Raw genomic sequence first — 22,582 nt, forward strand, 5'->3', positions numbered from 1 at the left:
ATCGCTCCTTAATTCGTGTTGCCGGTTGGGTGATAGTCCTTGAGCAGCAGGTAAGTGCTCCAGCCCCACCAGTCGTCGACGGTGGCGGTGTCGTTGAGGTTGTTGACGTCCTTGCGCCGCAGGACTTTGTTGCCTTGAACGCGGAACAGTGGCGAGAAGTTGTTGGCCAGACTCATCACGAAAGTCAGGTCCGGCAGCCGTTGCAGTGCGTTGAAGGTGGCCGGCACGTTGCCGCTTGAATAGGCGGCATACACCTCGTCCGCCGAGTCCTGCACCGCCAGATTCACCTGATTTCGGTTGTCGGCGTCCGTGGCGTCGAAGTAGCGCTTGTCACCGAACGCCCGCCATTGCTCGCCATGTCCGTTACGCACCTTAAGGCCGAACTTGCTGTCTTCGTCATGCATGAAGCGAGTGATCAGCGAGCCCAGGTCGCTCGGTGTCACCGCTGCGGCCATGGCCTTGCGCGGCACCCGCAGATGCCCGGAGGAGAACAGATCGGTGAGGTAGTGGTCGGCGAACGCGTTCATCGCGTAGGCCCGTTCCAGTTGCAGTTCGTCCTGACTGGCGTGGGCGGCAGCGGCGGTTTGCAGGGCGGCGGTGTGCCCGGCGATGTAGGCCTGTCGGGCCCATTCGCCGAAGTGGTCGGCGTTGTTCGCCGCCAGTTTCAGATAGCGACCGAGCGGGAACAGCGCCGAGACAAAACTGCCGCCGCCGGTAATCTTGTTCCACTCTTCCGACAACGTATCTCCCAAAGCGTCATAAGCCTCATGGGGTTTCTTGCCGTCCTTGATCGCCTGTTTAACCGCGTCGATCTCCTTCTGCATGATCGCGAGAATCTGTGGTGCTTCGGCCTTTGAAGCGGGCAGTACGGCGAGGCTGTCGAAGGCCGCCGTGAAGCGCTGAAGGCGATCAGTCGGAGTCGCACCTTCGTTGATCGGACGGTCGACGACTCCGTAGAAATCACCGCCCAGCGCCAGCACCTGACCGTAGGTCAGCGCCAACCCGTTCGGCAGATGCAGCGCTACGTTTTGCGCAAGCACCGGCTCGGCATTTTCAACAAAGCGCAGCCGGGTGTTATCGCCGATAGCCGTGTGTTCCGCGCCCTCGAAGCGTAACTGCGGTTTGCCTTTCAAGGCTTGAGCGGGCGGAGTGGTCACGGGTTCGACATCGCTGTGCGAGTCGGCGATGTGCAGCAACAGGTGTGGATTTTCGGCGCTGAAGGTGATGCCGCCGGGAGTAAAAAGATCATCGAATCGGGCGATGACCGGTGAGGGTTTTTCAAGGCATTTTGTTTGTAGACCGGACATTTCTTTCTCCTTGATATGTCGTCGGTGGATTCTTATTTAACTGTATGCATATACAGTTAAATCGAGCCTAGTCGAGAAATCTCCTACGTCAAAAAGAAATCTTGTCCGACAAAAAATGCCCTCCAGCGATGAAATGCAGTTGACGGTTATCTTTTAAGTTGTACGATGACCTACAACTTCGGCGAAGGCTGAACGGTCCACTCACAAAAAAACGTTGCTACCAGGGTGTTCGAATAATGAATCCACAAGAACTGAAGTCCATCCTCTCCGCCGGCCTGCTGTCGTTCCCGGTGACCGATTTCAATGCCCAGGGCGATTTCAACCGCGCTGGCTACATCAAACGCCTGGAATGGCTGGCCCCGTACGGTGCTTCAGCCCTGTTCGCCGCCGGTGGCACCGGTGAATTCTTCTCCCTGGCTGCCAGCGAATACTCGGAAATCATCAAGACTGCCGTCGACACCTGCGCCAGCAGCGTGCCGATCCTCGCCGGTGTCGGCGGTTCGACCCGCCAGGCCATCGAATACGCTCAGGAAGCCGAGCGTCTGGGCGCCAAAGGTCTGTTGCTGCTGCCGCACTACCTGACCGAAGCCAGCCAGGACGGCGTTGCCGCCCACGTTGAAGCGGTGTGCAAATCGGTCAACATCGGCGTGGTGGTCTACAACCGCAACGTCTGCCGCCTGACCGCGCCGCTGCTGGAACGTTTGGCCGAGCGCTGCCCGAACCTGATCGGTTACAAGGACGGTCTGGGCGACATCGAACTGATGGTGTCGATCCGTCGTCGTCTCGGCGATCGCTTCAGCTACCTCGGTGGTCTGCCGACCGCCGAAGTCTACGCCGCGGCCTACAAGGCCCTGGGCGTGCCGGTCTACTCGTCGGCGGTGTTCAACTTCATCCCGAAAACCGCGATGGACTTCTACCACGCGATTGCCCGCGAAGATCACGCCACTGTCGGCAAGATCATCGACGACTTCTTCCTGCCGTACCTGGACATCCGCAACCGCAAGGCCGGTTACGCCGTGAGCATCGTCAAGGCAGGCGCCAAGATCGCCGGCTATGACGCAGGCCCGGTGCGGGCGCCGCTGACCGACCTGACCCGCGAAGAGTACGAAATGCTCGCCGCGCTGATCGACAAGCAAGGTGCGCAGTAACACAACTCTATAAACAAGGCCGCTGAGCGATCAGCGGCCTTTTGCGTCAGGAGAATGATTCGTGACCAAGCGCTATGACAACTACATCAACGGTGAATGGGTCGCCGGCAACGATTACTCGGTCAACATCAACCCGTCCGAGCTGAGCGACACCATCGGCGATTACGCCAAGGCTGACCTGGCTCAGGTCAACGCCGCCATCGACGCCGCGCGCGCCGCGTTCCCGGCGTGGTCGACTTCGGGCATTCAGGCCCGTCACGACTCGCTGGACAAAGTCGGTACTGAAATCCTCGCCCGCCGCGAAGAACTCGGCACCCTGCTGGCCCGGGAAGAGGGCAAGACCCTGCCCGAAGCCATCGGCGAAGTGACCCGCGCCGGCAACATCTTCAAGTTCTTCGCCGGTGAATGCCTGCGTCTGTCCGGCGACTACGTGCCGTCGGTGCGCCCGGGCGTCAACGTTGAAGTCACTCGCGAAGCGCTCGGTGTGGTCGGCTTGATCACCCCGTGGAACTTCCCGATTGCCATCCCGTCGTGGAAAATCGCTCCGGCCCTGGCCTACGGCAACTGCGTGGTGTTGAAGCCGGCGGATCTGGTGCCGGGTTGCGCCTGGGCGCTGGCCGAAATCATCTCCCGCGCAGGCTTCCCGGCCGGCGTGTTCAACCTGGTGATGGGCAGTGGCCGCGTGGTCGGTGAAGCGCTGGTCAACAGCCCGAAAGTCGACGGCATCAGCTTCACCGGCTCCGTCGGTGTGGGCCGTCAGATCGCGGTCAACTGTGTGTCGCGCCAGGCCAAGGTTCAGCTGGAAATGGGCGGCAAGAACCCGCAGATCATTCTCGACGACGCCGACCTCAAGCAGGCGGTGGAGCTGTCGGTGCAGAGTGCGTTCTACTCCACCGGCCAGCGTTGCACCGCGTCGAGCCGCTTGATCGTTACCGCCGGGATTCACGACAAGTTCGTCGAAGCCATGGCCGAGCGCATGAAGTCGATCAAGGTCGGCCACGCGCTGAAGGCCGGTACCGACATCGGTCCGGTGGTCTCGCAAGCGCAGCTTGAACAGGACCTGAAATACATCGACATCGGTCAGTCCGAAGGTGCACGTGTTGTCAGCGGCGGCGGTCTGGTGACCTGTGACACCGAGGGTTACTTCCTCGCGCCGACCCTGTTTGCCGACAGCGAGGCGTCGATGCGCATCAGCCGCGAAGAGATCTTCGGCCCGGTGGCCAACATCGTCCGCGTAGCCGATTACGACGCTGCACTGGCCATGGCCAATGACACCGAATTCGGTCTGTCGGCGGGTATCGCCACCACGTCGCTGAAGTACGCCAACCACTTCAAGCGTCATTCCCAGGCCGGGATGGTGATGGTCAACCTGCCGACCGCCGGTGTCGATTACCACGTTCCGTTCGGTGGCCGTAAGGGTTCATCCTATGGCTCACGTGAGCAAGGCCGCTATGCGCAAGAGTTCTACACGGTCGTGAAGACCAGCTACATCGGTTCGTAAATCGCTGCACCCGCGCCGGGCCTTCGCCTGAGGCCCTGCGCGGCACAAGACCAAAGAATGTTTTACCCGCATAAAAATAATCAGTGGGAGTACATCTACATGCAATCGTCCAAGCCGACTCACGTCCGCTATTTGATCCTGCTCATGCTGTTTTTGGTGACCACGATCAACTACGCCGACCGCGCCACCATCGCGATCGCCGGTTCCAGTTTGCAAAAAGACCTCGGCATCGACGCGGTCACCCTCGGCTACATCTTCTCTGCTTTCGGTTGGGCCTACGTGGCCGGGCAAATTCCCGGCGGCTGGCTGCTCGATCGCTTCGGCTCGAAAAAAGTCTATGCCCTGAGCATTTTCACCTGGTCGCTGTTCACCGTGCTGCAAGGCTTCGTCGGTGAGTTCGGCATGTCCACGGCCATCGTCGCGCTGTTCATGTTGCGCTTCCTGGTCGGTCTGGCCGAGGCGCCATCGTTCCCCGGCAACGCCCGTATCGTCGCGGCATGGTTCCCGACCGCTGAACGCGGTACCGCTTCGGCGATCTTCAACTCCGCGCAATACTTCGCGACCGTGCTGTTCGCACCGCTGATGGGCTGGATCGTGTTCTCCTTTGGCTGGGAGCACGTGTTCATCGTCATGGGTATCCTCGGCATCATCTTCTCGCTGGTCTGGCTGAAAGTGATCTACAGCCCGCGTGAACACCCGCGCATCAACGATGCCGAGTTCAAGCACATCGCTGACAACGGCGGCATGGTCGACATGGACCAGAAAGGCAAAAAATCCGACGGGCCGAAATGGGATTACATCCGCCAGTTGCTGACCAACCGCATGATGCTCGGCGTGTACCTGGGCCAGTACTGCATCAACGGCATCACTTATTTCTTCCTGACCTGGTTCCCGGTGTACCTGGTGCAAGATCGCGGCATGACCATCCTCAAGGCCGGTTTCATTGCCTCGTTGCCGGCGATCTGCGGCTTTATCGGCGGTGTCCTCGGCGGGGTGATTTCCGATTACCTGCTGCGCAAGGGCCATTCGCTGACCTTCGCCCGCAAGGCGCCGATCATTGCCGGTCTGCTGGTTTCGAGCAGCATCGTGGCCTGCAACTATGTCGACGTTGAATGGATGGTGGTCGGCTTCATGGCCCTGGCGTTCTTCGGCAAAGGCGTGGGCGCGCTGGGCTGGGCGGTGGTGTCCGACACCTCGCCGAAACAGATCGCCGGTCTGAGTGGCGGCCTGTTCAACACCTTCGGCAACATCGCCTCGATCACCACCCCGATCGTCATCGGCTACATCATCAGCTCCACCGGTTCGTTCAAATGGGCGCTGGTGTTCGTCGGCGCCAACGCGCTGGTGGCGGTGTTCAGCTATCTGGTGATCGTCGGCCCGATCAAGCGTGTGGTTTTGAAAGAGCCGCCAACCAATGGCGGTTCCGAAGCGGCTGGTAAGTTGTCTCAAGCGCATTCCTGAGGAGCGGCGTCATGCAGTTGATTGAACATTCCGACTCGCCGCGCTACATCCGCCTGCACGAGCGGGACAACGTAGTGGTAGTGGTCAACGACCAAGGCGTACCGGCGGGCACCGCATTTGCCGATGGCCTGGTGACGGTGGATTTTGTACCGCAGAGTCACAAGGTCAGCCTCGTGGACATCCCCGAGGGCGGCACGGTGATTCGCTATGGCCAGATCATCGGCTACGCGTTGCAGCCGATTCCCCGTGGCAGTTGGGTCAGGGAAGATCAACTGCGCATGCCGACTGCGCCGCCGCTGGACAGCCTGCCGCTGTCCACCGATGTGCCGGCCGCGCAGGCACCGCTGGAAGGCTTCACGTTCGAGGGTTATCGCAATGCCGACGGCACCGTCGGCACGCGCAACATCCTCGGGATCACCACCACCGTGCAATGCGTCACCGGGGTGCTGGATCACGCAGTGAAGCGGATCAAGGATGAGCTCTTGCCCAGGTACCCGCACGTCGATGACGTGGTGGCGCTGACCCACAGTTATGGTTGCGGCGTGGCCATCACGGCCACCGACGCCTACATCCCGATCCGCACCGTGCGCAATCTGGCGCGCAACCCGAACCTCGGTGGCGAGGCGCTGGTCATCGGTCTGGGCTGCGAGAAATTGCAGGCCGGGCAGGTGATGCACGAGGACGATGCTTCTGTAGATCTGAGCGAGCCGTGGCTGTATCGCTTGCAGGATTCCAGTCACGGTTTCACCGAGATGATCGAGCAGATCATGGAACTGGCCGAGGTCCGGCTGAAGAAACTCGACCAACGCCGACGGGAAACCGTGCCGGCGTCCGAGCTGATCCTCGGCATGCAGTGCGGTGGCAGCGATGCGTTTTCCGGCATTACCGCCAACCCCGCGCTGGGTTACGCCTCGGACTTGCTGCTGCGGGCGGGCGCGACGGTGATGTTTTCCGAAGTCACCGAAGTGCGCGATGCGATTTACCTGCTGACTTCACGGGCGCAGTCCAAAACCGTTGCCGAGGAACTGGTGCGCGAGATGGACTGGTACGACCGTTATCTGGCCAAGGGTGAAGCGGATCGCAGCGCCAACACCACGCCGGGCAACAAGAAGGGCGGGTTGTCGAACATTGTCGAGAAGTCGTTGGGCTCGATCGTGAAGTCCGGTAGCAGCGCGATCAGCGGTGTGCTCGGCCCGGGTGAGCGGTTCAAGCAGAAGGGTTTGATTTTCTGTGCAACGCCGGCGAGTGATTTCGTCTGCGGTACGTTGCAACTGGCGGCGGGGATGAACCTGCATGTGTTCACTACCGGTCGTGGCACGCCTTACGGCTTGGCCATGGCGCCGGTGGTGAAGGTTTCGACCCGTACGGAGCTGGCGCAGCGCTGGCCGGATCTGATCGACATCGATGCCGGGCGGATTGCTACCGGGCGTGCGTCCATCGAGGAACTGGGCTGGGAGTTGTTCCACTACTACCTGGATGTGGCGAGCGGCAAGCAGCAGACGTGGGCGGAGAAGCACAAGCTGCATAACGACATTACGTTGTTCAATCCGGCGCCTATCACCTGAGACCACCCCGTTGATCGTTCCCACGCTCCGCGTGGGAATGCAGCCGGGGACGCTCCGCGTCCCAACAGCGTGACGCGGAGCGTCACAGGAGACGTTACCACGCAGAGCGTGGGAACGATCAGGGTGAAAGTGGCTTATCATTAGCCCCCTAACGACGCTCACCTCCAAGGCTCCCCGGCATGCTGGCAATTTTCCTCGAAACCCTGAACATCACCGCGCCGGTGTTTGCCATGCTGTTTCTCGGTGTGCTGCTCAAGCGCATCGACTGGATCAACGACAACTTCATCCACACGGCATCGTCGCTGGTGTTCAACGTCACCATGCCGGCGCTGCTGTTTCTCGGCATTCTGCACGCTGACCTGCACGCCGCGCTGCAACCGGCGCTGCTGATCTATTTCGCACTGGCCACGCTGGTCAGTTTTGCCGTGGCCTGGGGCTGGGCGATTTTCCGTTGTCCGCGTGAAGATCGCGGTATCTACACCCAGGGCGCGTTTCGCGGCAACAACGGGGTGATCGGCCTGGCGCTGGCGGCGAGCATGTATGGCGACTACGGGATTTCCCTCGGGGCGATTCTCGCGGCGCTGGTGATCCTCTTCTACAACACCCTGTCGACCATCGTGTTGGCGGTCTACAGCCCGGTGATCAAGTCCGACCCGTGGAGCATCTGCAAAAGCGTGGTCAGCAATCCATTGATCATCAGCGTGATCGCGGCAGCGCCGTTCGCTTATTTCAAGATCGGTCTGCCGGGCTGGCTGGAAACCTCCGGTCAGTACCTGGCGCAGACCACGTTGCCGCTGGCCCTGATTTGCATTGGCGGCACGCTGTCGCTGGCGGCACTGCGCAAGAGCGGCAACATGGCGCTCAGTTCGAGTCTGGTGAAGATGGTCGGCCTGCCGGTGATCGCCACGCTGGGCGCATGGCTGTGGGGCTTTCGCGGGGCGGAGCTGGGGATTCTGTTTCTGTACTTCGGCAGCCCGACCGCCGCCGCCAGTTTTGTCATGGCCCGTGCGGCCCAGGGCAATCATGAACTGGCGGCGGCGATCATCGTGCTGACCACGTTGATGGCGGCGATCACCACCAACATCGGGATCTTTTTCTTGCAATGGGGCGGGTGGATCTAGGGCCGGCGGTTACTCGGGCTTCTGGTAACTGTCGATCACTTCCTGCGCCGCGCGGAACGCATCGATCGCCGCCGGCACGCCGGCATACACCGCGCAATGCAGCAGCGCTTCGCGGATCTCATCGATCGTGCAGCCATTGTTCAACGCACCGCGCACGTGACCTTTCAATTCCTGCGGGCACTTCAGTGCTGTCAATGCGGCGAGGGTGATCAGGCTGCGGGTCTTCAGTGGCAGACCTTCGCGATTCCACACGCCGCCCCAGGCGTGTTCGTTGACGAAATCCTGCAACGGTTGGGTGAACTCGGTAGCGTTGCCCAGCGCGCGGTCGACAAACGCGTCGCCCATTACCTGACGGCGGACTTCAACCCCGGATTTCTTCGATTCGGTCATGGCACATCCTTCTTGTGGTGTTGGCGGCGCCAGGCGCGCACGGACGTGAAAAACAGAAACGTCAGCAGCGTCGGCAGTACATAAAACAGCATCAATCGCTCGAGTTTGCCGGCCAGTGGCATGCCGGTGGTGAACGACACCACATGCAGCCCGTACGCCAGATACAAACCCAACAGCAGCAAACCTTCGGCCCGTGTCACGCGATAACCGGAATAGAACACCGGCAGGCACAGCGCAGCGACGCCGAGCATCACCGGCAGGTCGAAATCCAGCGCGTTCGGCGAGACCGACAACGGCGTCGGCGCGATCAGTGCGGTGAGGCCCAGCACCCCGAGCAGGTTGAACAGGTTGGCGCCGATCACGTTGCCGACTGCAATGTCCCGCTGACCGCGCAGCGCTGCGATCAGTGAGGTGGCGAGCTCCGGCAGCGAGGTGCCGACCGCGACCACGGTCAGGCCGATCACCCGTTCGGAGAATCCCAGGTCAGTGGCGACGACCACGGCTGCACCCAGCAGCAAGTGCCCGGCGAACACCAGCATGCCCAGACCGCCGACAATCATCAGCAGGCTGGTGAACCACGGCGCCTGCGGATCATGCGGTTGATCGGAATGCGGGCGGGCCGAGTGCCGCGACTGGCGCAGCAACAATCCGAGGTAAAGCGTCAGGGCACCGAGCAACAGAATGCCGTCGAAGCGCCCGAGCTCTTCATTCCACGCCAGCACGAACACCAGCAGGCTGGCGCCGATCATCAACGGGATGTCGAGACGCACCAGTTGCCGCGACACCCGCAGCGGAATGATCAGCGCCGACAGGCCGAGGGTGACAAGAATGTTGAAAATGCTGCTGCCGATCACGCTGCTGACGGCGATGTCCGGCGTGTGCGCCTGCACGGCTTGCAGGCTGACGGCCATTTGCGGGGCGCTGCTGCCGAGGCCGACGATGGTCAGGCCGATGATCAGCGGTCGTACATGCAGGCGCGCGGCCAGGCGCACCGCGGCGCGCACCATCAGCTCGGCGCCGGCGATCAGCAGGAACAGCCCGCTGAGCAATTCGATCACGCTGATCAGGGGTAAGTCGGTCAGTCCGAAAATGGTGGACGCTCCATCAGTCGTCGAGGGCCTGGATCCTGACCCGTGCGGTTCCACTGCGCAGCATACCGAGCTGTTCGGCCGCCGCACGTGAAACATCGATCAGGCGGCCACGGGTGTGCGGGCCGCGGTCGTTGATGCGGACCACGACGGATTCATCGTTTTTCAGGTTGGTGACCTTCACCCGCGTGCCGAACGGCAACTGGCGGTGGGCGGCGGTCAGGGAATTCTGGTTGAACGCTTCGCCGCTGGCGGTGCGTTTACCGTGGTGCTTGGCACCGTAATAGGAGGCGACGCCGGTCTGGTCGTAACCGTGCGGGTCGATGACATCGGTGCTGGCGCAACCGGCCAGCAAAGAGAGCAGGGCGCAGGCGCCGAGCAGACGTTTCATTCAAAAGCTCCCAAATAACAATGTGGGAGCGGGCTTGCTCGCGAAGGGGGACTCACATTCAACATATCTGCTGACTGTTACGCCGCTTTCGCGAGCAAGCCCGCTCCCACAGGGAATGGAGCCAGGCTTTGGATCTGGCTCCATTGTGGTCAGCCTTCGAGCTTGCTTTTCAGCAGTTCGTTCACTTGCTGCGGGTTGGCCTTGCCTTTGGAGGCTTTCATGGCCTGGCCGACGAAGAAGCCGAACATCTTGCCGCGCTTGGCTTCGTCTGCCGCGCGGTATTGCTCGACCTGCTCGGCGTTGGCCGCGAGCATTTCGTCCAGCACCGCCGAAATCGCACCGGTGTCGGTAACCTGCTTCAGGCCGCGCTTTTCGATGATCTCGTCTGCGCTGCCTTCGCCGTTGGCCATCGCTTCGAACACCACCTTGGCGATCTTGCCGGAGATGGTGTTGTCCTTGATGCGCTGCAGCATGCCGCCCAGTTGCTCGGCCGAAACCGGCGAATCCTCGATGTCCAGGTTCTGCTTGTTGAGCAGGCTGCCCAACTCGACCATCACCCAGTTCGCCGCCAGTTTGGCGTCGCCGCCGATGGCTGCGACTTTCTCGAAGTAATCCGCCTGCTCACGGCTGGTAGCCAGCACGTTGGCGTCGTAGGCCGACAGACCGAAAGCACTCTGGAAGCGCTCGCGTTTTTGCGGTGGTAGTTCCGGCAGGGTGGCGCGCACGTCATTAAGGAACGAGTCCTCGATGACCACCGGCAGCAGGTCCGGATCGGGGAAGTAACGGTAGTCGTTGGCTTCCTCTTTGCTGCGCATCGGACGGGTTTCGTCCTTGTTCGGATCGTACAGACGGGTCTGCTGGATCACTTTGCCGCCGTCTTCGATCAGGTCGATCTGACGCTGGATTTCGGAGTTGATCGCCTTCTCGATGAAACGGAACGAGTTGACGTTCTTGATCTCGCAGCGGGTGCCGAATTCAACCTGGCCTTTCGGACGGATCGACACGTTGCAGTCGCAACGCAGCGAGCCTTCGGCCATGTTGCCGTCGCAGATGCCCAGGTAACGTACCAGCGCGTGGATCGCCTTGACGTAAGCCACGGCTTCCTTGGCGCTGCGCATGTCAGGCTCGGAAACGATTTCCAGCAGCGGCGTGCCGGCACGGTTCAGGTCGATGCCGGTGGCACCGCTGAATTCCTCGTGCAGGCTCTTGCCGGCGTCTTCTTCCAGGTGCGCGCGGGTAATGCCGACGCGTTTGACCGTGCCGTCTTCCAGCGCGATGTCCAGGTGGCCCTTGCCGACGATCGGCAATTCCATCTGGCTGATCTGGTAGCCCTTCGGCAGATCCGGGTAGAAATAGTTTTTACGCGCGAACACGTTGTGCTGACCGATCTCGGCGTCAATCGCCAGACCGAACATCACCGCCATGCGCACCGCTTCCTGGTTCAGCACCGGCAACACGCCGGGCATGCCCAGGTCGATCAGGCTGGCCTGGGTGTTCGGCTCGGAGCCGAACGTGGTGGAACTACCGGAAAAGATTTTCGACCGGGTGGTGAGCTGGGTGTGAATCTCCAGCCCGATCACGACTTCCCATTGCATGTGTGTCTCCTCAGAAGCCGGTTGGGGTGCGGGTGTGCCAGTCAGTGTGTAACTGATACTGGTGGGCAACGTTCAACAGGCGACCTTCCTGGAAATACGGAGCGAGCAGTTGCACGCCAACCGGCAGACCATCGACAAAACCGGCTGGCATCGACAGGCCCGGCAGGCCCGCGAGGTTGGCGGTGATGGTGTAGACGTCTTCCAGGTAGGCAGCGACCGGGTCGCTGTTCTTGGCGCCGAGTTTCCAGGCCGGGTTTGGCGTGGTCGGGCCGAGGATGATGTCGACTTCATTAAAGGCAGCCATGAAGTCGTTCTTCACCAGGCGACGGATCTTCTGCGCTTTCAGGTAGTAGGCGTCGTAGTAACCGGCGGACAGTGCGTAGGCACCGACCATGATCCGGCGCTGCACTTCGGCACCAAAGCCTTCGCCACGGGAGCGCTTGTACAGGTCTTCCAGGTTCTTCGGATCTTCGCAGCGGTGGCCGAAGCGCACGCCGTCAAAACGCGAGAGGTTGGAGGAGGCTTCTGCCGGGGCGATCACGTAGTACGCAGGAATCGCGTGCTGCATGTTCGGCAGGCTGATTTCCTTGATCACGGCACCGAGCTTCTGCAGCTCTTTGATGCTGTTCTGGATCAGGTCGGCGATGCGCGGGTCAAGACCGGCGCCGAAGTATTCCTTCGGCACGCCGATGCGCAGGCCTTGCAGCGAACCGTTCAGACCGGCGGCGTAGTCCGGCACCGGTTCATCGATGCTGGTGGAGTCGTTCGGATCGAAGCCGGCCATGCCTTGCAACAAAATCGCGCAGTCTTCGGCAGTGCGAGCCAGTGGGCCGCCCTGATCGAGGCTGGAGGCGTAAGCGATCATGCCCCAGCGCGACACGCGACCGTAGGTCGGTTTCAGGCCTGTGAGGTTGGTGAACGCGGCCGGCTGACGGATCGAACCACCGGTGTCGGTGGCCGTTGCGGCTGGTAACAGACGAGCGGCAACCGCCGCCGCCGAACCACCGGACGAACCGCCCGGTACGTGTTCCAGGTTCCACGGGTTTTTCACCGCGCCGTACCAGCTCGACTCGTTGGCCGAACCCATGGCGAATTCGTCCATGTTGGTCTTGCCCAGAGTCACGGTGCCGGCGGCGGCCAGCTTCGACACCACGGTGGCGTCGTACGGAGCCTTGAAGTTGTCGAGCATCTTCGAGCCGCAGCTGGTGCGAATGCCTTGGGTGCAGAACAGGTCTTTGTGGGCGATCGGCGCACCCAGCAGCGCGCCGCTCTCACCATTGGCCCGGCGCACGTCGGCGGCTTTCGCCTGCTCGAGGGCCAGCTCTTCGGTGAGGCTGATGAAACTGTTGAGCTGCGGATCGAGCTGGGTAATGCGCGCCAGCAGGACTTTGGTCAGCTCTTCGGAAGAAAACTTTTTATCGGCGAGACCGCGGGCGATCTCGGCCAGAGTCAATTGATGCATTGCAGGCTCTTTCCCTTTAGTCGATGACTTTCGGAACCAGGTACAGGCCGTTTTCGACCGCTGGTGCGATGGACTGATAAGCCTCGCGGTTATTGCTTTCGGTCACGACGTCGGCGCGCAGGCGCTGACTGGCTTCCAGCGGGTGGGCCAGCGGCTCGATACCGTCGGTATTGACCGCCTGCATTTCGTCGACCAGCCCGAGAATGCTGTTGAGGGCCGAAGTGATGTGTGGAAGATCGGCGTCATTCAGGCCAAGGCTGGCCAGATGAGCGATTTTTTCCACGTCGGAGCGTTCTAGCGCCATCGGGTTTCTCCAGTGGAAAACAGGACGGACGGCGTCCGTGTGTTAGATTGTCGGAACACTACCGCACTTCTACGGTCATAAGGCCGCGATTGTGGGGCTTGGTGCACAGAAAAGCGGCCAATTTAACATATTGGCGCCTTGCCCAAAATCCCTGTCGTTGTTAGAGTTTGCCGCACTTTTTTACCCACGCGTTGCCTAGGGTCCCTTTCCCATGTTCAAGAAACTGCGTGGCATGTTTTCCAGCGATCTTTCCATTGACCTGGGCACTGCCAACACCCTTATTTACGTGCGCGAGCGCGGTATCGTCCTGAATGAGCCATCGGTTGTGGCCATTCGGACACACGGTAACCAGAAAAGTGTCGTCGCTGTCGGCACCGAGGCCAAGCGCATGCTCGGCCGTACGCCGGGCAACATTGCTGCCATTCGTCCGATGAAGGACGGCGTGATCGCCGACTTCAGCGTCTGCGAAAAGATGCTGCAATACTTTATTAACAAGGTTCACGAAAACAGCTTTCTGCAGCCCAGCCCTCGTGTGCTGATCTGCGTTCCATGCAAATCCACCCAGGTTGAGCGTCGTGCCATCCGTGAATCGGCCCTTGGTGCCGGTGCCCGTGAAGTGTTCCTGATCGAAGAGCCGATGGCCGCTGCGATCGGTGCCGGCCTGCCGGTTGAAGAAGCACGCGGCTCGATGGTCGTGGATATCGGTGGTGGTACTACCGAAATCGCGCTGATCTCCCTGAACGGTGTGGTCTATGCCGAATCCGTACGCGTTGGCGGCGACCGCTTCGACGAAGCGATCATCACCTACGTGCGCCGCAACTACGGCAGCCTGATCGGCGAATCCACCGCCGAGCGCATCAAGCAGGAAATCGGTACGGCCTACCCGGGCGGCGAAGTTCGCGAAGTCGACGTTCGCGGTCGCAACCTGGCCGAAGGCGTTCCGCGCGCATTCACCCTGAACTCCAACGAAGTGCTGGAAGCTCTGCAAGAGTCCCTGGCAACCATCGTTCAGGCCGTGAAAAGCGCCCTGGAGCAATCGCCGCCGGAACTGGCTTCCGACATCGCCGAGCGTGGCCTTGTGCTGACCGGTGGTGGCGCGCTGCTGCGTGACCTCGACAAGCTGCTGGCCCAGGAAACCGGTCTGCCGGTGATCGTTGCCGAAGATCCGCTGACCTGCGTCGCTCGCGGCGGTGGCCGTGCATTGGAAATGATGGACAAGCACACCATGGACCTGCTCTCCAGCGAATAATCGCCGGGTGCAATACGTGGGTGAGCGCACAGGCAGCACTTTGCAGTGCTGCCTGTTGGCGTTTATCTTCTGTCAGTCTTCATCCAGGCCGGTTTGATGCCGTATGAATAAACAGAACATTTGCCTGGGAGGAGCGGCTTATTAAACCGCTTTTCGCCAAGGGCCCCTCACTGGGCGTGCGCTTGTTGGTGCTGGCCGTACTGTCGGTCGCGCTGATGGTCGTTGACGCGCGCTTCAGCCTGCTTAAACCCGTACGCAGCCAGGCCTCGCTGGTGCTGATGGACGCCTACTGGATCACTGACCTGCCCGGACGGTTGTGGGAAGGTATCGCCAGCCAGTTCGGCAGTCGCACCGAGCTCGTCGCCGAAAATGAAAAACTCAAGTCGGAGAACCTGCTGTTGCAGGGTCGCATGCAGAAGCTTGCCGCCCTCACCGAGCAGAACGTCCGTCTGCGAGAGTTGCTCAATTCTTCCGCGCTGGTCAACGAGAAGGTCGAAGTGGCCGAGCTGATCGGCATGGACCCCAACCCCTTCACCCATCGCATCATCATCAATAAAGGTGAGCGTGATGGCGTGGTGCTCGGTCAGCCGGTGCTCGATGCTCGCGGCCTGATGGGGCAGGTGGTCGAACTGATGCCGTACACCTCTCGTGTGTTGCTGCTGACCGACTCGACCCACAGCATTCCTGTGCAGGTGAACCGTAACGGTCTGCGGGCGATTGCCAGCGGCACCGGTAACCCCGAGCGTCTGGAACTGCGCCACGTGGCGGACACTGCCGACGTCAAGGAAGGCGATCTGCTGGTCAGCTCCGGACTCGGTCAGCGTTTCCCGGCTGGTTATCCGGTGGCGACGGTCAAGGAAGTGATCCACGATTCCGGCCAGCCATTCGCCATTGTTCGCGCCGTGCCGACCGCCGCACTGAACCGCAGCCGTTACCTGCTGCTGGTATTCAGTGACAACCGCACCGCCGAAGAACGTGCCAATGATGCCGCGCAGGCTCAGGAAAACCTTGATGCCTTTGGTGGTGGTCCGGTGATTCCGTCCACGGTACCGAAAATCGTTACCCCGCCTGCCGCAGCAGCAACTCCAGCCACGGCGACGCCGCCGGCTGCGCCTGCCGCCAGCACCACGCCGGCCAAACCCGCTGCAAGCAAACCGCCTGCAGCCACACCAGCGGCCAGCAAACCGCCGGCGAATCAGCCGGCGGCTCGACCAGCGGCCAAACCGCCAGTCACTGCGCCGGCGACCACCGGGAGGCAAGAATAATGGTCGGGGCTACCGCATCGCGTAACGGCTGGATTGTATGGCTGACGTTTATCGTCGGCATTCTGCTCAGTGTGTCGCCATTGCCCATTTTCATGGAAATCCTGCGCCCGCTGTGGCTGGCCTTGCTCCTGACTTTCTGGGCGTTGTATCTGCCGCACACCGTCGGCATGGTCACGGCCTTCTGCCTGGGGCTGGCCGAAGACGTGCTGCAGGGCGATCTGCTCGGTCAGAATGCCTTGATCCTGACACTGATCACGTTCCTGGTGCTGTCGTTGCAGCAACGCCTGCGAATGTTCCCGATGTGGCAGCAGAGCCTGGTCGTCCTGGTGATCTTCGGCCTCGCCCAGCTCGTACAGCTTTGGCTCAGTGCCTTGACCGGCAACCGTCAGCCGACCCTCGCGTTGGTACTGCCGGCACTGGTCAGTGCCTTGCTCTGGCCATGGGTCAGCTTCGCTTTGCGTGGATTGCGCCGGCGCTACAAAATCAACTGATTCGGTCAGGCATTTGCCCAAACCAGTGCCTTGCCTCGCAAATGAAGTTCTTTTTGGGCGAGTGGCTGTTGTTGCCAGACAAGGCGCCGTGACGAGTCATAGCGTGCTATGGCGAGGAACGGCAACGCAGTATGGCAACACCAGACGCCGACCAAAGGGAACAGCATTTGTGAGGCAGGGCACCAAACAGGGAGATGTCTTGATGGAAAAGCTTTACCTCGCCTCAGGGTCGCCGCGTCGGCGTGAGTTGCTCACGCAGATCGGCATTCCGTTTACCGCCATCAGCGCGGATATCGATGAAACCCCTCTCGCCAATGAATCCCCATCGGCCTACGTCGAGCGCCTGGCGCGCGGCAAGGCCGAGGCCGGGCGGCGCACCGTCGTTTGCGACGTAGCGTTTTGCGTACTGGGCGCCGACACCGCTGTGGTGCTGGACGGCAAAATTCTTGGCAAACCGGTGGACGAAGCCGACGCATGCGCCATGCTGATGATGTTGTCCGGCAAGGAGCATGAAGTGCTGACAGCAATTGCCGTGCTCGACGGCGAGCGCTGCGAGTCGCGGGTGGTGCGCAGTCTGGTGCGGTTCCGGTCGATCAGTCGCGAAGAAGCCGCCGCCTACTGGGCCAGCGGCGAACCCCGGGACAAGGCGGGTGGCTACGGCATTCAGGGGCTCGGCGCGGTGTTCGTCGCCGGCCTCAATGGCAGTTACTCGGCGGTCGTCGGCTTGCCGGTGTGCGAAAGCGCAGAACTGCTCGGCCATTTCGGCATACCCTGTTGGCAAACCCTGAACGCGCAATAAGCGTCGAACGGACAAGATGCGGCCATTATCGTGAACATGCCTGAACGAGACCCTGCCATGAGTGAAGAGATTCTGATCAACATCACGCCGATGGAATCGCGCGTGGCGGTGGTCGAAAACGGTGTGCTGCAAGAAGTGCACGTCGAGCGTACGCAAAAACGCGGGATCGTCGGCAACATCTATAAAGGCAAGGTGGTGCGAGTCCTGCCGGGCATGCAGGCGGCATTCGTCGACATCGGTCTGGATCGCGCAGCCTTCATTCATGCTTCGGAAATCTCCCTGCGCGAAGGCCCGGCGGTAGAAAGCATCAGCGCTCTGGTGCACGAAGGCCAGAGCCTGGTGGTGCAGGTCACCAAGGATCCGATCGGTTCCAAAGGTGCGCGGCTGACCACGCAACTGTCGATCCCGTCGCGCTATCTGGTGTACATGCCACGCACCGCCCACGTCGGTATTTCCCTGAAGATCGAAGACGAAGCCGAGCGCGAACGCCTCAAGCAGGTGGTCAGCGATTGCGTGGCCAAAGAAGGCATCAAGGAGGCTGGCGGCTTCATTTTGCGTACCGCCGCCGAAGGTGCCGGGGCCGATGAGATCCTGATGGACATCCGCTACCTGCGCCGCCTGTGGGATCAGATCAACGAACAGATCAAAACCATCGGTGCACCGAGCGTGATCTACGAAGACTTAGGCCTGGCGCTGCGCACCCTGCGCGATCTGGTCAGCCCGAAGATCGAGAAAATCCGTATCGACTCCCGGGAAACCTTCCAGAAAACCACGCAGTTCGTCGCCGAACTGATGCCGGAAATCGCCGACCGTCTGGAACACTACCCGGGTGAACGACCGATTTTCGACCTGTATGGCGTCGAAGACGAAATCCAGAAAGCCCTGGAACGCAAGGTACCGCTGAAGTCCGGCGGCTATCTGGTGATCGATCCGGCGGAAGCCATGACCACCATCGATGTGAACACCGGTGCGTTCGTCGGTCATCGCAACCTCGAAGAAACCATCTTCAAGACCAACCTCGAAGCCGCGACCGCGATTGCCCGGCAGATGCGCCTGCGCAATCTGGGCGGGATCATCATCATCGACTTCATCGACATGGAAGACGAAGAGCACCAGCGTCAGGTGCTGCGTACCCTGGAGAAACAACTGGAGCGCGATCACGCCAAGACCAACATCATCGGCATCACCGAGTTGGGCCTGGTGCAGATGACGCGCAAGCGCACCCGCGAAAGCCTCGAGCAGGTGCTGTGCGAACCGTGCAGCAGTTGTCAGGGCCGGGGCAAGCTGAAAACCCCGGAAACCATTTGCTACGAGATTTTCCGCGAGATCCTGCGTGAAGCCCGGGCCTATCAGGCCGAGGGTTATCGGGTGCTGGCGAACCAGAAAGTGGTGGATCGCCTGCTCGATGAAGAGTCCGGTAACGTGGCCGAACTTGAAGGTTTCATCGGGCGCACCATACGCTTCCAGGTAGAAACCATGTATTCCCAGGAACAATATGACGTGGTGCTGCTCTGAACCCCTGCGTCACCCTTTTCCTGAAACGGCTGGCCTCAGCTTTTTGCAGTATTTTTGCCATGGGAGCCAACTGACATGGAACGTCTGACACGCATTTTGGCCGCACTGACCCGCTGGGGTCTGGGCCTGTGCGCGTTGGTTCTGGTATTGATGGCGTTGTACGTCAGTCTCGGCCGGGAACTCACGCCACTGGTGGCCGAATACCGCACCGATATCGAAGACAAGGCCAGTGCCGCCTTGGGCATGCCGCTGCAGATCGGCGAGCTGGAAGGCAACTGGAGTGGATTCGCGCCGATCCTGCTGGCCCATGACGTGATGGTCGGCAGCGGCGCCAATGCCTTGCGCCTGGATCGGGTGCGTGCGGTGCCGGATCTGTGGGCCAGCCTGATGGCCCGCGAAGTGCGCATCGCCCACCTTGAACTCAACGGTCTGAAGATCAGCCTCAAGGAAGGCGAAGACGGAAAGTGGGCGCTGGAAGGCTTGCCGGTGCAGCAGGATCAGCCCATGGATCCCGAGCAACTGTTCAACCGCATGCAAATGATTCAGCAACTGTCGGTGCTCGACAGTCAGGTGACCTTGCAACCGCGGGAACAGGCACCGCTAACCCTCACGTATGTCGGCCTCAATCTCAAGACCGGCACCAGCCGTCAGCGCCTCGATGCACGACTGACACTGCCTGACGGCCAGCCCGTGGCGCTGAGCCTGCGCACGCGGATTCGTCCGAGTCAGTGGCAGGGCAGCGAAGTGGAAGGTTACGTCAGCCTGCCGCAGAGCGACTGGTCGAAATGGCTGCCCGAGCGCGTGACCCAGCAATGGAATTTCTCCGAGATCAAGGCCGGTGGCGAGCTGTGGGTCAACTGGCGCGAGGGGGCGTTGCAGAGTGCTGCGATTCGTCTCAACGCGCCGCAACTGACCGGTGCCTACGCCGAACGCAAGCCGATCCAGATCAACAATCTGGCGCTCAATGGCTACTTCCAGCGCGGTCCCGAGGGGGCCACTGTCACGCTTGATTCGCTGGCGATGAATTTCGGCGAAACCCGTTGGGAATCGCATGTGCAGATCAAACAGACTGCCGCCACCGACAAGAACGAAGAACTCTGGCATCTGCAGGCCGATCGGCTCGACCTGACGCCAATCACCCCTTTGCTCAATGCCCTCGGCCCGTTACCCCAAGGCTTCGCGACCGTGGTCGAGCGCCTGAAAGTGACCGGCGGGCTGCGTAACGTGCTGCTGGATTTCCGGCCGAACGCCACCGATGACAGCAAATTTGGCTTCGCCGCCAACCTTGACCAGGTCGGTTTCGACGCCTATCACGGCGCGCCGGCCGCGCGGAATGTCAGCGGCAGTCTCAGCGGCAACCTCGGCGGCGGCGAGCTGCGTATGGACAGCAAGGATTTCGTCCTGCACCTCGATCCGATTTTCGCCAAGCCGTGGCAATACATTCAGGCCAACGCGCGGTTGACCTGGAAGCTCGATAAAGAAGGTTTCACCCTGATCGCACCGTACCTGAAGGTGCTCGGCGAGGAAGGCAAGATTGCCGGCGACTTTCTGATCCGCCTGCATTTCGATCACAGCCAGGAAGACTACATGGACCTGCGGGTCGGCCTGGTGGACGGCGACGGTCGTTACACCGCCAAGTACCTGCCGGAAGTCCTGAGCCCGGCCCTCGACGAATGGCTGCGCACGGCGATTCTCAAGGGCGCGGTGGATCAAGGCTTCTTCCAGTATCAGGGCTCGCTGAACAAGAACGCCGGGGAAGCGGATCGCAGCATCAGTCTGTTCTTCAAGGTGCACGACGCCGAGCTGGCGTTCCAGCCGGGCTGGCCGCACGTGAGCAAGGTCAGCGGTGACGTTTTTATCGAAGACAGCGGCGTGCGGATTCTGGCCAGCAAGGGGCAGTTGCTCGACACCCAGGTCAGCGATGTCTTCGTCAATATCCCCCATGTGCCGAGCGGCGAGCACAGCCATATGTTCCTCGACGGCACCTTCGCGGGTGGCTTGGGCGATGGCCTGAAGATTCTTCAGGAGGCGCCGATCGGCACCGCCGACACCTTCGCCGGCTGGGAAGGCGACGGTGATCTGCAAGGCAAGCTCAAACTCGATGTGCCGTTGGCCAAGGGCGATCAGCCGAAAATCCTCGTCGACTTCAAAACCGCCAATGCGCGATTGAAGCTGGCGGAGCCGAAGCTCGAACTGAGCCAGCTCAAGGGCGATTTCCGCTTCGACAGCGCCAAGGGCCTGAGCGGGCAGAACATCAGTGCCCGGGCCTTCGACAAACCGGTCACTGCGCAGATCTTCGCCGACGGCGGCCCCGGCAAGCTCAAGACAAGAGTGGCAGCGTCGGGGCAGGTCGAAGTCAAGAAGCTCACCGACTGGCTGGGCGTGACTCAGCCGTTGCCGGTGTCCGGAACCATCCCTTACCAGTTGCAGGTGAATCTGGACGGCGCCGACAGTCAATTGATGGTCAGCTCCAGTCTGAAGGGCGTGGCGGTGGATCTGCCGGCGCCGTTCGGCATGGCGGCCGATGTCGGGCGTGACACGGTGTTCCGCATGACCTTGCAGGGACAGGAGCGGCGTTACTGGGTCAATTACGATCAACTGGCCAACTTCACCTTCGCTGCGCCACCGGGCAATTTTGCCGATGGCCGGGGCGAGTTGTTCCTCGGCGCTGGCGAAGCCGTATTGCCGGGTAACAAAGGCCTGCGGATACGCGGCGTGTTGTCCGAGCTGGACGTCAAACCCTGGCAGGATCTGCTGGACAAGTATGCTGGTCAGGACCCGGGCGGCAACGCCAAGCAGTTGCTCAGCAGCGCGGACTTCAAGATCGGCAAGCTCACGGCCTTCGGCACCACGCTGGATCAGGCGGCAGTGCAGGTCAATCGCAAGCCCGGCGCCTGGGCTCTGGCCCTCGACAGTCAGCAGGCCAAAGGCACGGCCGGCATTCCCGACGCCAAGGGCGCGCCGATTGCGGTGAACCTGCAATACGTGCGGTTGCCGGCACCGGACCCGACGGTGCAGGCCGACGAGAACGCGCCGGATCCGCTGGCCTCGGTCGATCCGAGCAAAATTCCGGCGCTGGATATCACGATCAATCAATTGTTCCAGGGCCAGGATCTGGTCGGCGGCTGGTCGCTCAAGGTTCGGCCGACCGCCAAGGGCATCGCCCTGAACAACCTCGATCTGGGCCTCAAGGGCATCCTCCTGCAGGGCAGCGGCGGCTGGGAAGGCACACCCGGTGCCACGACCAGTTGGTACAAGGGGCGGATCGGCGGCAAGAACCTCGCCGATGTGCTCAAGGGCTGGGGTTTTGCACCGAGCGTCACCAGCGAAGAATTCCACATGGATGTCGACGGCCGCTGGCCGGGCTCGCCGGCGTGGCTGGCGACCAAGCGCTTCTCCGGCACCCTCGATGCGTCCCTCAACAAAGGCCAATTTGTTGAAGTGGAGGGCGGCGCTCAGGCATTGCGCGTGTTTGGTCTGCTCAACTTCAACTCGATTGGCCGGCGTTTGCGCCTCGACTTCTCCGACCTGTTCGGCAAGGGCCTCAGCTATGACCGGGTCAAGGGATTGCTGGAGGCGACCAACGGCGTTTATGTGACGAAAGAACCGATCAAGTTGACCGGTCCTTCGAGCAACCTGGAACTGGACGGCACGCTGGATCTGGTGGGCGACAAGGTGGATGCCAAATTGCTGGTGACTTTGCCGGTGACCAACAACCTGCCAATTGCCGCGCTGATTGTCGGCGCGCCGGCAGTCGGCGGTGCATTGTTCCTGATCGACAAGCTGATCGGCGATCGCGTGGCGCGGTTCGCCAGCGTCAAATACACCGTCAAAGGCCCATGGAAAGAGCCGAAAATCACCTTCGACAAGCCTTTTTGAACAGCCAGCCCCTGAACCGATGGAGTAGCATGGCCGCATACCTCTTGCGGA

At 61.2% G+C, this 22,582-nt stretch carries 18 protein-coding genes; 11 read left to right on the plus strand and 7 right to left on the minus strand.

Features of this window, described 5'->3' with window-relative positions; genetic code table 11:
• Positions 1-8 precede the first annotated feature (8 nt).
• Complete coding sequence (locus ABTV87_RS04260) at positions 9-1,307, minus strand: phospholipase (RefSeq protein WP_258712911.1); 1,299 nt, start codon at positions 1,305-1,307, stop codon at positions 9-11.
• A gap of 236 nt (positions 1,308-1,543) precedes the next feature.
• Here ABTV87_RS04260 and kdgD point away from each other — a divergent pair, with 236 nt between their 5' ends.
• From kdgD to ABTV87_RS04285, 5 genes are all read left to right on the plus strand, one after another.
• Complete coding sequence (kdgD, locus tag ABTV87_RS04265) at positions 1,544-2,455, plus strand: 5-dehydro-4-deoxyglucarate dehydratase (protein ID WP_007953624.1); 912 nt, start codon at positions 1,544-1,546, stop codon at positions 2,453-2,455.
• Positions 2,456-2,516: 61 nt separating this feature from the next.
• Entirely contained in the window at positions 2,517-3,956 is a 1,440-nt protein-coding gene (locus tag ABTV87_RS04270) for an aldehyde dehydrogenase family protein (RefSeq protein ID WP_221534374.1), read from the plus strand.
• A gap of 99 nt (positions 3,957-4,055) precedes the next feature.
• Positions 4,056-5,417 carry an MFS transporter gene (locus ABTV87_RS04275; protein ID WP_221534373.1) on the plus strand — a complete coding sequence of 454 codons (1,362 nt, stop codon included), beginning with the start codon at positions 4,056-4,058 and terminating at the stop codon, positions 5,415-5,417.
• A gap of 11 nt (positions 5,418-5,428) precedes the next feature.
• Complete coding sequence (gene garD / locus ABTV87_RS04280) at positions 5,429-6,982, plus strand: galactarate dehydratase (RefSeq protein ID WP_433899039.1); 1,554 nt, start codon at positions 5,429-5,431, stop codon at positions 6,980-6,982.
• A gap of 179 nt (positions 6,983-7,161) precedes the next feature.
• Entirely contained in the window at positions 7,162-8,103 is a 942-nt protein-coding gene (locus ABTV87_RS04285; RefSeq protein WP_007953620.1) for an AEC family transporter, read from the plus strand.
• 9 nt (positions 8,104-8,112) lie between these two features.
• On the opposite strand, the gene ABTV87_RS04290 is transcribed toward ABTV87_RS04285, so the two are convergent.
• The 6 genes from ABTV87_RS04290 to gatC all read right to left on the minus strand — a co-directional run bounded on the left by ABTV87_RS04290 (position 8,113) and on the right by gatC (position 13,333).
• The gene (locus ABTV87_RS04290) at positions 8,113-8,493 is read right to left on the minus strand and encodes a carboxymuconolactone decarboxylase family protein (protein WP_007953619.1); all 381 of its coding nucleotides are present in this window, start codon (positions 8,491-8,493) and stop codon (positions 8,113-8,115) included.
• On the minus strand, positions 8,490-9,551 hold the full coding sequence (locus ABTV87_RS04295; RefSeq protein WP_433899040.1) for a calcium/sodium antiporter: 1,062 nt from the start codon (positions 9,549-9,551) through the stop codon (positions 8,490-8,492). The genes ABTV87_RS04290 and ABTV87_RS04295 overlap by 4 nt, the downstream gene beginning before the upstream one ends.
• A gap of 46 nt (positions 9,552-9,597) precedes the next feature.
• Entirely contained in the window at positions 9,598-9,972 is a 375-nt protein-coding gene (locus tag ABTV87_RS04300; RefSeq protein ID WP_201819026.1) for a septal ring lytic transglycosylase RlpA family protein, read from the minus strand.
• Between the two features lie 149 nt (positions 9,973-10,121).
• Positions 10,122-11,567: an Asp-tRNA(Asn)/Glu-tRNA(Gln) amidotransferase subunit GatB gene (gene gatB / locus ABTV87_RS04305; RefSeq protein WP_102686864.1), complete on the minus strand. Its 1,446-nt coding sequence runs from the start codon at positions 11,565-11,567 to the stop codon at positions 10,122-10,124.
• Between the two features lie 10 nt (positions 11,568-11,577).
• On the minus strand, positions 11,578-13,029 hold the full coding sequence (gatA, locus tag ABTV87_RS04310) for an Asp-tRNA(Asn)/Glu-tRNA(Gln) amidotransferase subunit GatA (protein WP_221533394.1): 1,452 nt from the start codon (positions 13,027-13,029) through the stop codon (positions 11,578-11,580).
• A gap of 16 nt (positions 13,030-13,045) precedes the next feature.
• Positions 13,046-13,333 (minus strand): Asp-tRNA(Asn)/Glu-tRNA(Gln) amidotransferase subunit GatC, encoded by a 288-nt coding sequence (gene gatC / locus ABTV87_RS04315; RefSeq protein ID WP_007953612.1) that lies wholly within the window; start codon positions 13,331-13,333, stop codon positions 13,046-13,048.
• 211 nt (positions 13,334-13,544) lie between these two features.
• Here gatC and mreB point away from each other — a divergent pair, with 211 nt between their 5' ends.
• The 6 genes from mreB (at position 13,545) to ABTV87_RS04345 (ending at position 22,531) form a co-directional block, all read left to right on the plus strand.
• Complete coding sequence (gene mreB, locus ABTV87_RS04320) at positions 13,545-14,582, plus strand: rod shape-determining protein MreB (protein ID WP_002555108.1); 1,038 nt, start codon at positions 13,545-13,547, stop codon at positions 14,580-14,582.
• 176 nt (positions 14,583-14,758) lie between these two features.
• Entirely contained in the window at positions 14,759-15,847 is a 1,089-nt protein-coding gene (gene mreC, locus ABTV87_RS04325) for a rod shape-determining protein MreC (RefSeq protein ID WP_240664978.1), read from the plus strand.
• Positions 15,847-16,338 carry a rod shape-determining protein MreD gene (mreD, locus tag ABTV87_RS04330; RefSeq protein WP_007953608.1) on the plus strand — a complete coding sequence of 164 codons (492 nt, stop codon included), beginning with the start codon at positions 15,847-15,849 and terminating at the stop codon, positions 16,336-16,338. The genes mreC and mreD overlap by 1 nt, the downstream gene beginning before the upstream one ends.
• Before the next feature lie 202 nt (positions 16,339-16,540).
• Positions 16,541-17,137 carry a Maf family protein gene (locus ABTV87_RS04335; RefSeq protein WP_085608074.1) on the plus strand — a complete coding sequence of 199 codons (597 nt, stop codon included), beginning with the start codon at positions 16,541-16,543 and terminating at the stop codon, positions 17,135-17,137.
• Positions 17,138-17,194: 57 nt separating this feature from the next.
• The gene (gene rng / locus ABTV87_RS04340) at positions 17,195-18,652 is read left to right on the plus strand and encodes a ribonuclease G (protein WP_007953605.1); all 1,458 of its coding nucleotides are present in this window, start codon (positions 17,195-17,197) and stop codon (positions 18,650-18,652) included.
• Between the two features lie 75 nt (positions 18,653-18,727).
• Complete coding sequence (locus ABTV87_RS04345; protein ID WP_433899041.1) at positions 18,728-22,531, plus strand: YhdP family protein; 3,804 nt, start codon at positions 18,728-18,730, stop codon at positions 22,529-22,531.
• Positions 22,532-22,582 lie beyond the last annotated feature (51 nt).

Origin of the sequence: Pseudomonas sp. PSE1(2024), assembly GCF_050990555.1 — a bacterium.
Classification (GTDB): domain Bacteria; phylum Pseudomonadota; class Gammaproteobacteria; order Pseudomonadales; family Pseudomonadaceae; genus Aquipseudomonas; species Aquipseudomonas aphyarum.

Excerpts from the sequence above, each read along its gene's own strand:
- ABTV87_RS04300 (WP_201819026.1), bottom strand. The coding sequence starts at position 9,972 with ATGAAACGTCTGCTCGGCGCCTGCGCCCTGCTCTCTTTGCTGGCCGGT.
- ABTV87_RS04285 (WP_007953620.1), top strand. The coding sequence starts at position 7,162 with ATGCTGGCAATTTTCCTCGAAACCCTGAACATCACCGCGCCGGTGTTT.
- garD (WP_433899039.1), top strand. The coding sequence starts at position 5,429 with ATGCAGTTGATTGAACATTCCGACTCGCCGCGCTACATCCGCCTGCAC.
- ABTV87_RS04275 (WP_221534373.1), top strand. The coding sequence starts at position 4,056 with ATGCAATCGTCCAAGCCGACTCACGTCCGCTATTTGATCCTGCTCATG.
- gatB (WP_102686864.1), bottom strand. The coding sequence starts at position 11,567 with ATGCAATGGGAAGTCGTGATCGGGCTGGAGATTCACACCCAGCTCACC.
- gatA (WP_221533394.1), bottom strand. The coding sequence starts at position 13,029 with ATGCATCAATTGACTCTGGCCGAGATCGCCCGCGGTCTCGCCGATAAA.
- mreB (WP_002555108.1), top strand. The coding sequence starts at position 13,545 with ATGTTCAAGAAACTGCGTGGCATGTTTTCCAGCGATCTTTCCATTGAC.
- ABTV87_RS04260 (WP_258712911.1), bottom strand. The coding sequence starts at position 1,307 with ATGTCCGGTCTACAAACAAAATGCCTTGAAAAACCCTCACCGGTCATC.
- mreD (WP_007953608.1), top strand. The coding sequence starts at position 15,847 with ATGGTCGGGGCTACCGCATCGCGTAACGGCTGGATTGTATGGCTGACG.
- ABTV87_RS04335 (WP_085608074.1), top strand. The coding sequence starts at position 16,541 with ATGGAAAAGCTTTACCTCGCCTCAGGGTCGCCGCGTCGGCGTGAGTTG.
- ABTV87_RS04290 (WP_007953619.1), bottom strand. The coding sequence starts at position 8,493 with ATGACCGAATCGAAGAAATCCGGGGTTGAAGTCCGCCGTCAGGTAATG.
- rng (WP_007953605.1), top strand. The coding sequence starts at position 17,195 with ATGAGTGAAGAGATTCTGATCAACATCACGCCGATGGAATCGCGCGTG.
- ABTV87_RS04345 (WP_433899041.1), top strand. The coding sequence starts at position 18,728 with ATGGAACGTCTGACACGCATTTTGGCCGCACTGACCCGCTGGGGTCTG.
- kdgD (WP_007953624.1), top strand. The coding sequence starts at position 1,544 with ATGAATCCACAAGAACTGAAGTCCATCCTCTCCGCCGGCCTGCTGTCG.
- gatC (WP_007953612.1), bottom strand. The coding sequence starts at position 13,333 with ATGGCGCTAGAACGCTCCGACGTGGAAAAAATCGCTCATCTGGCCAGC.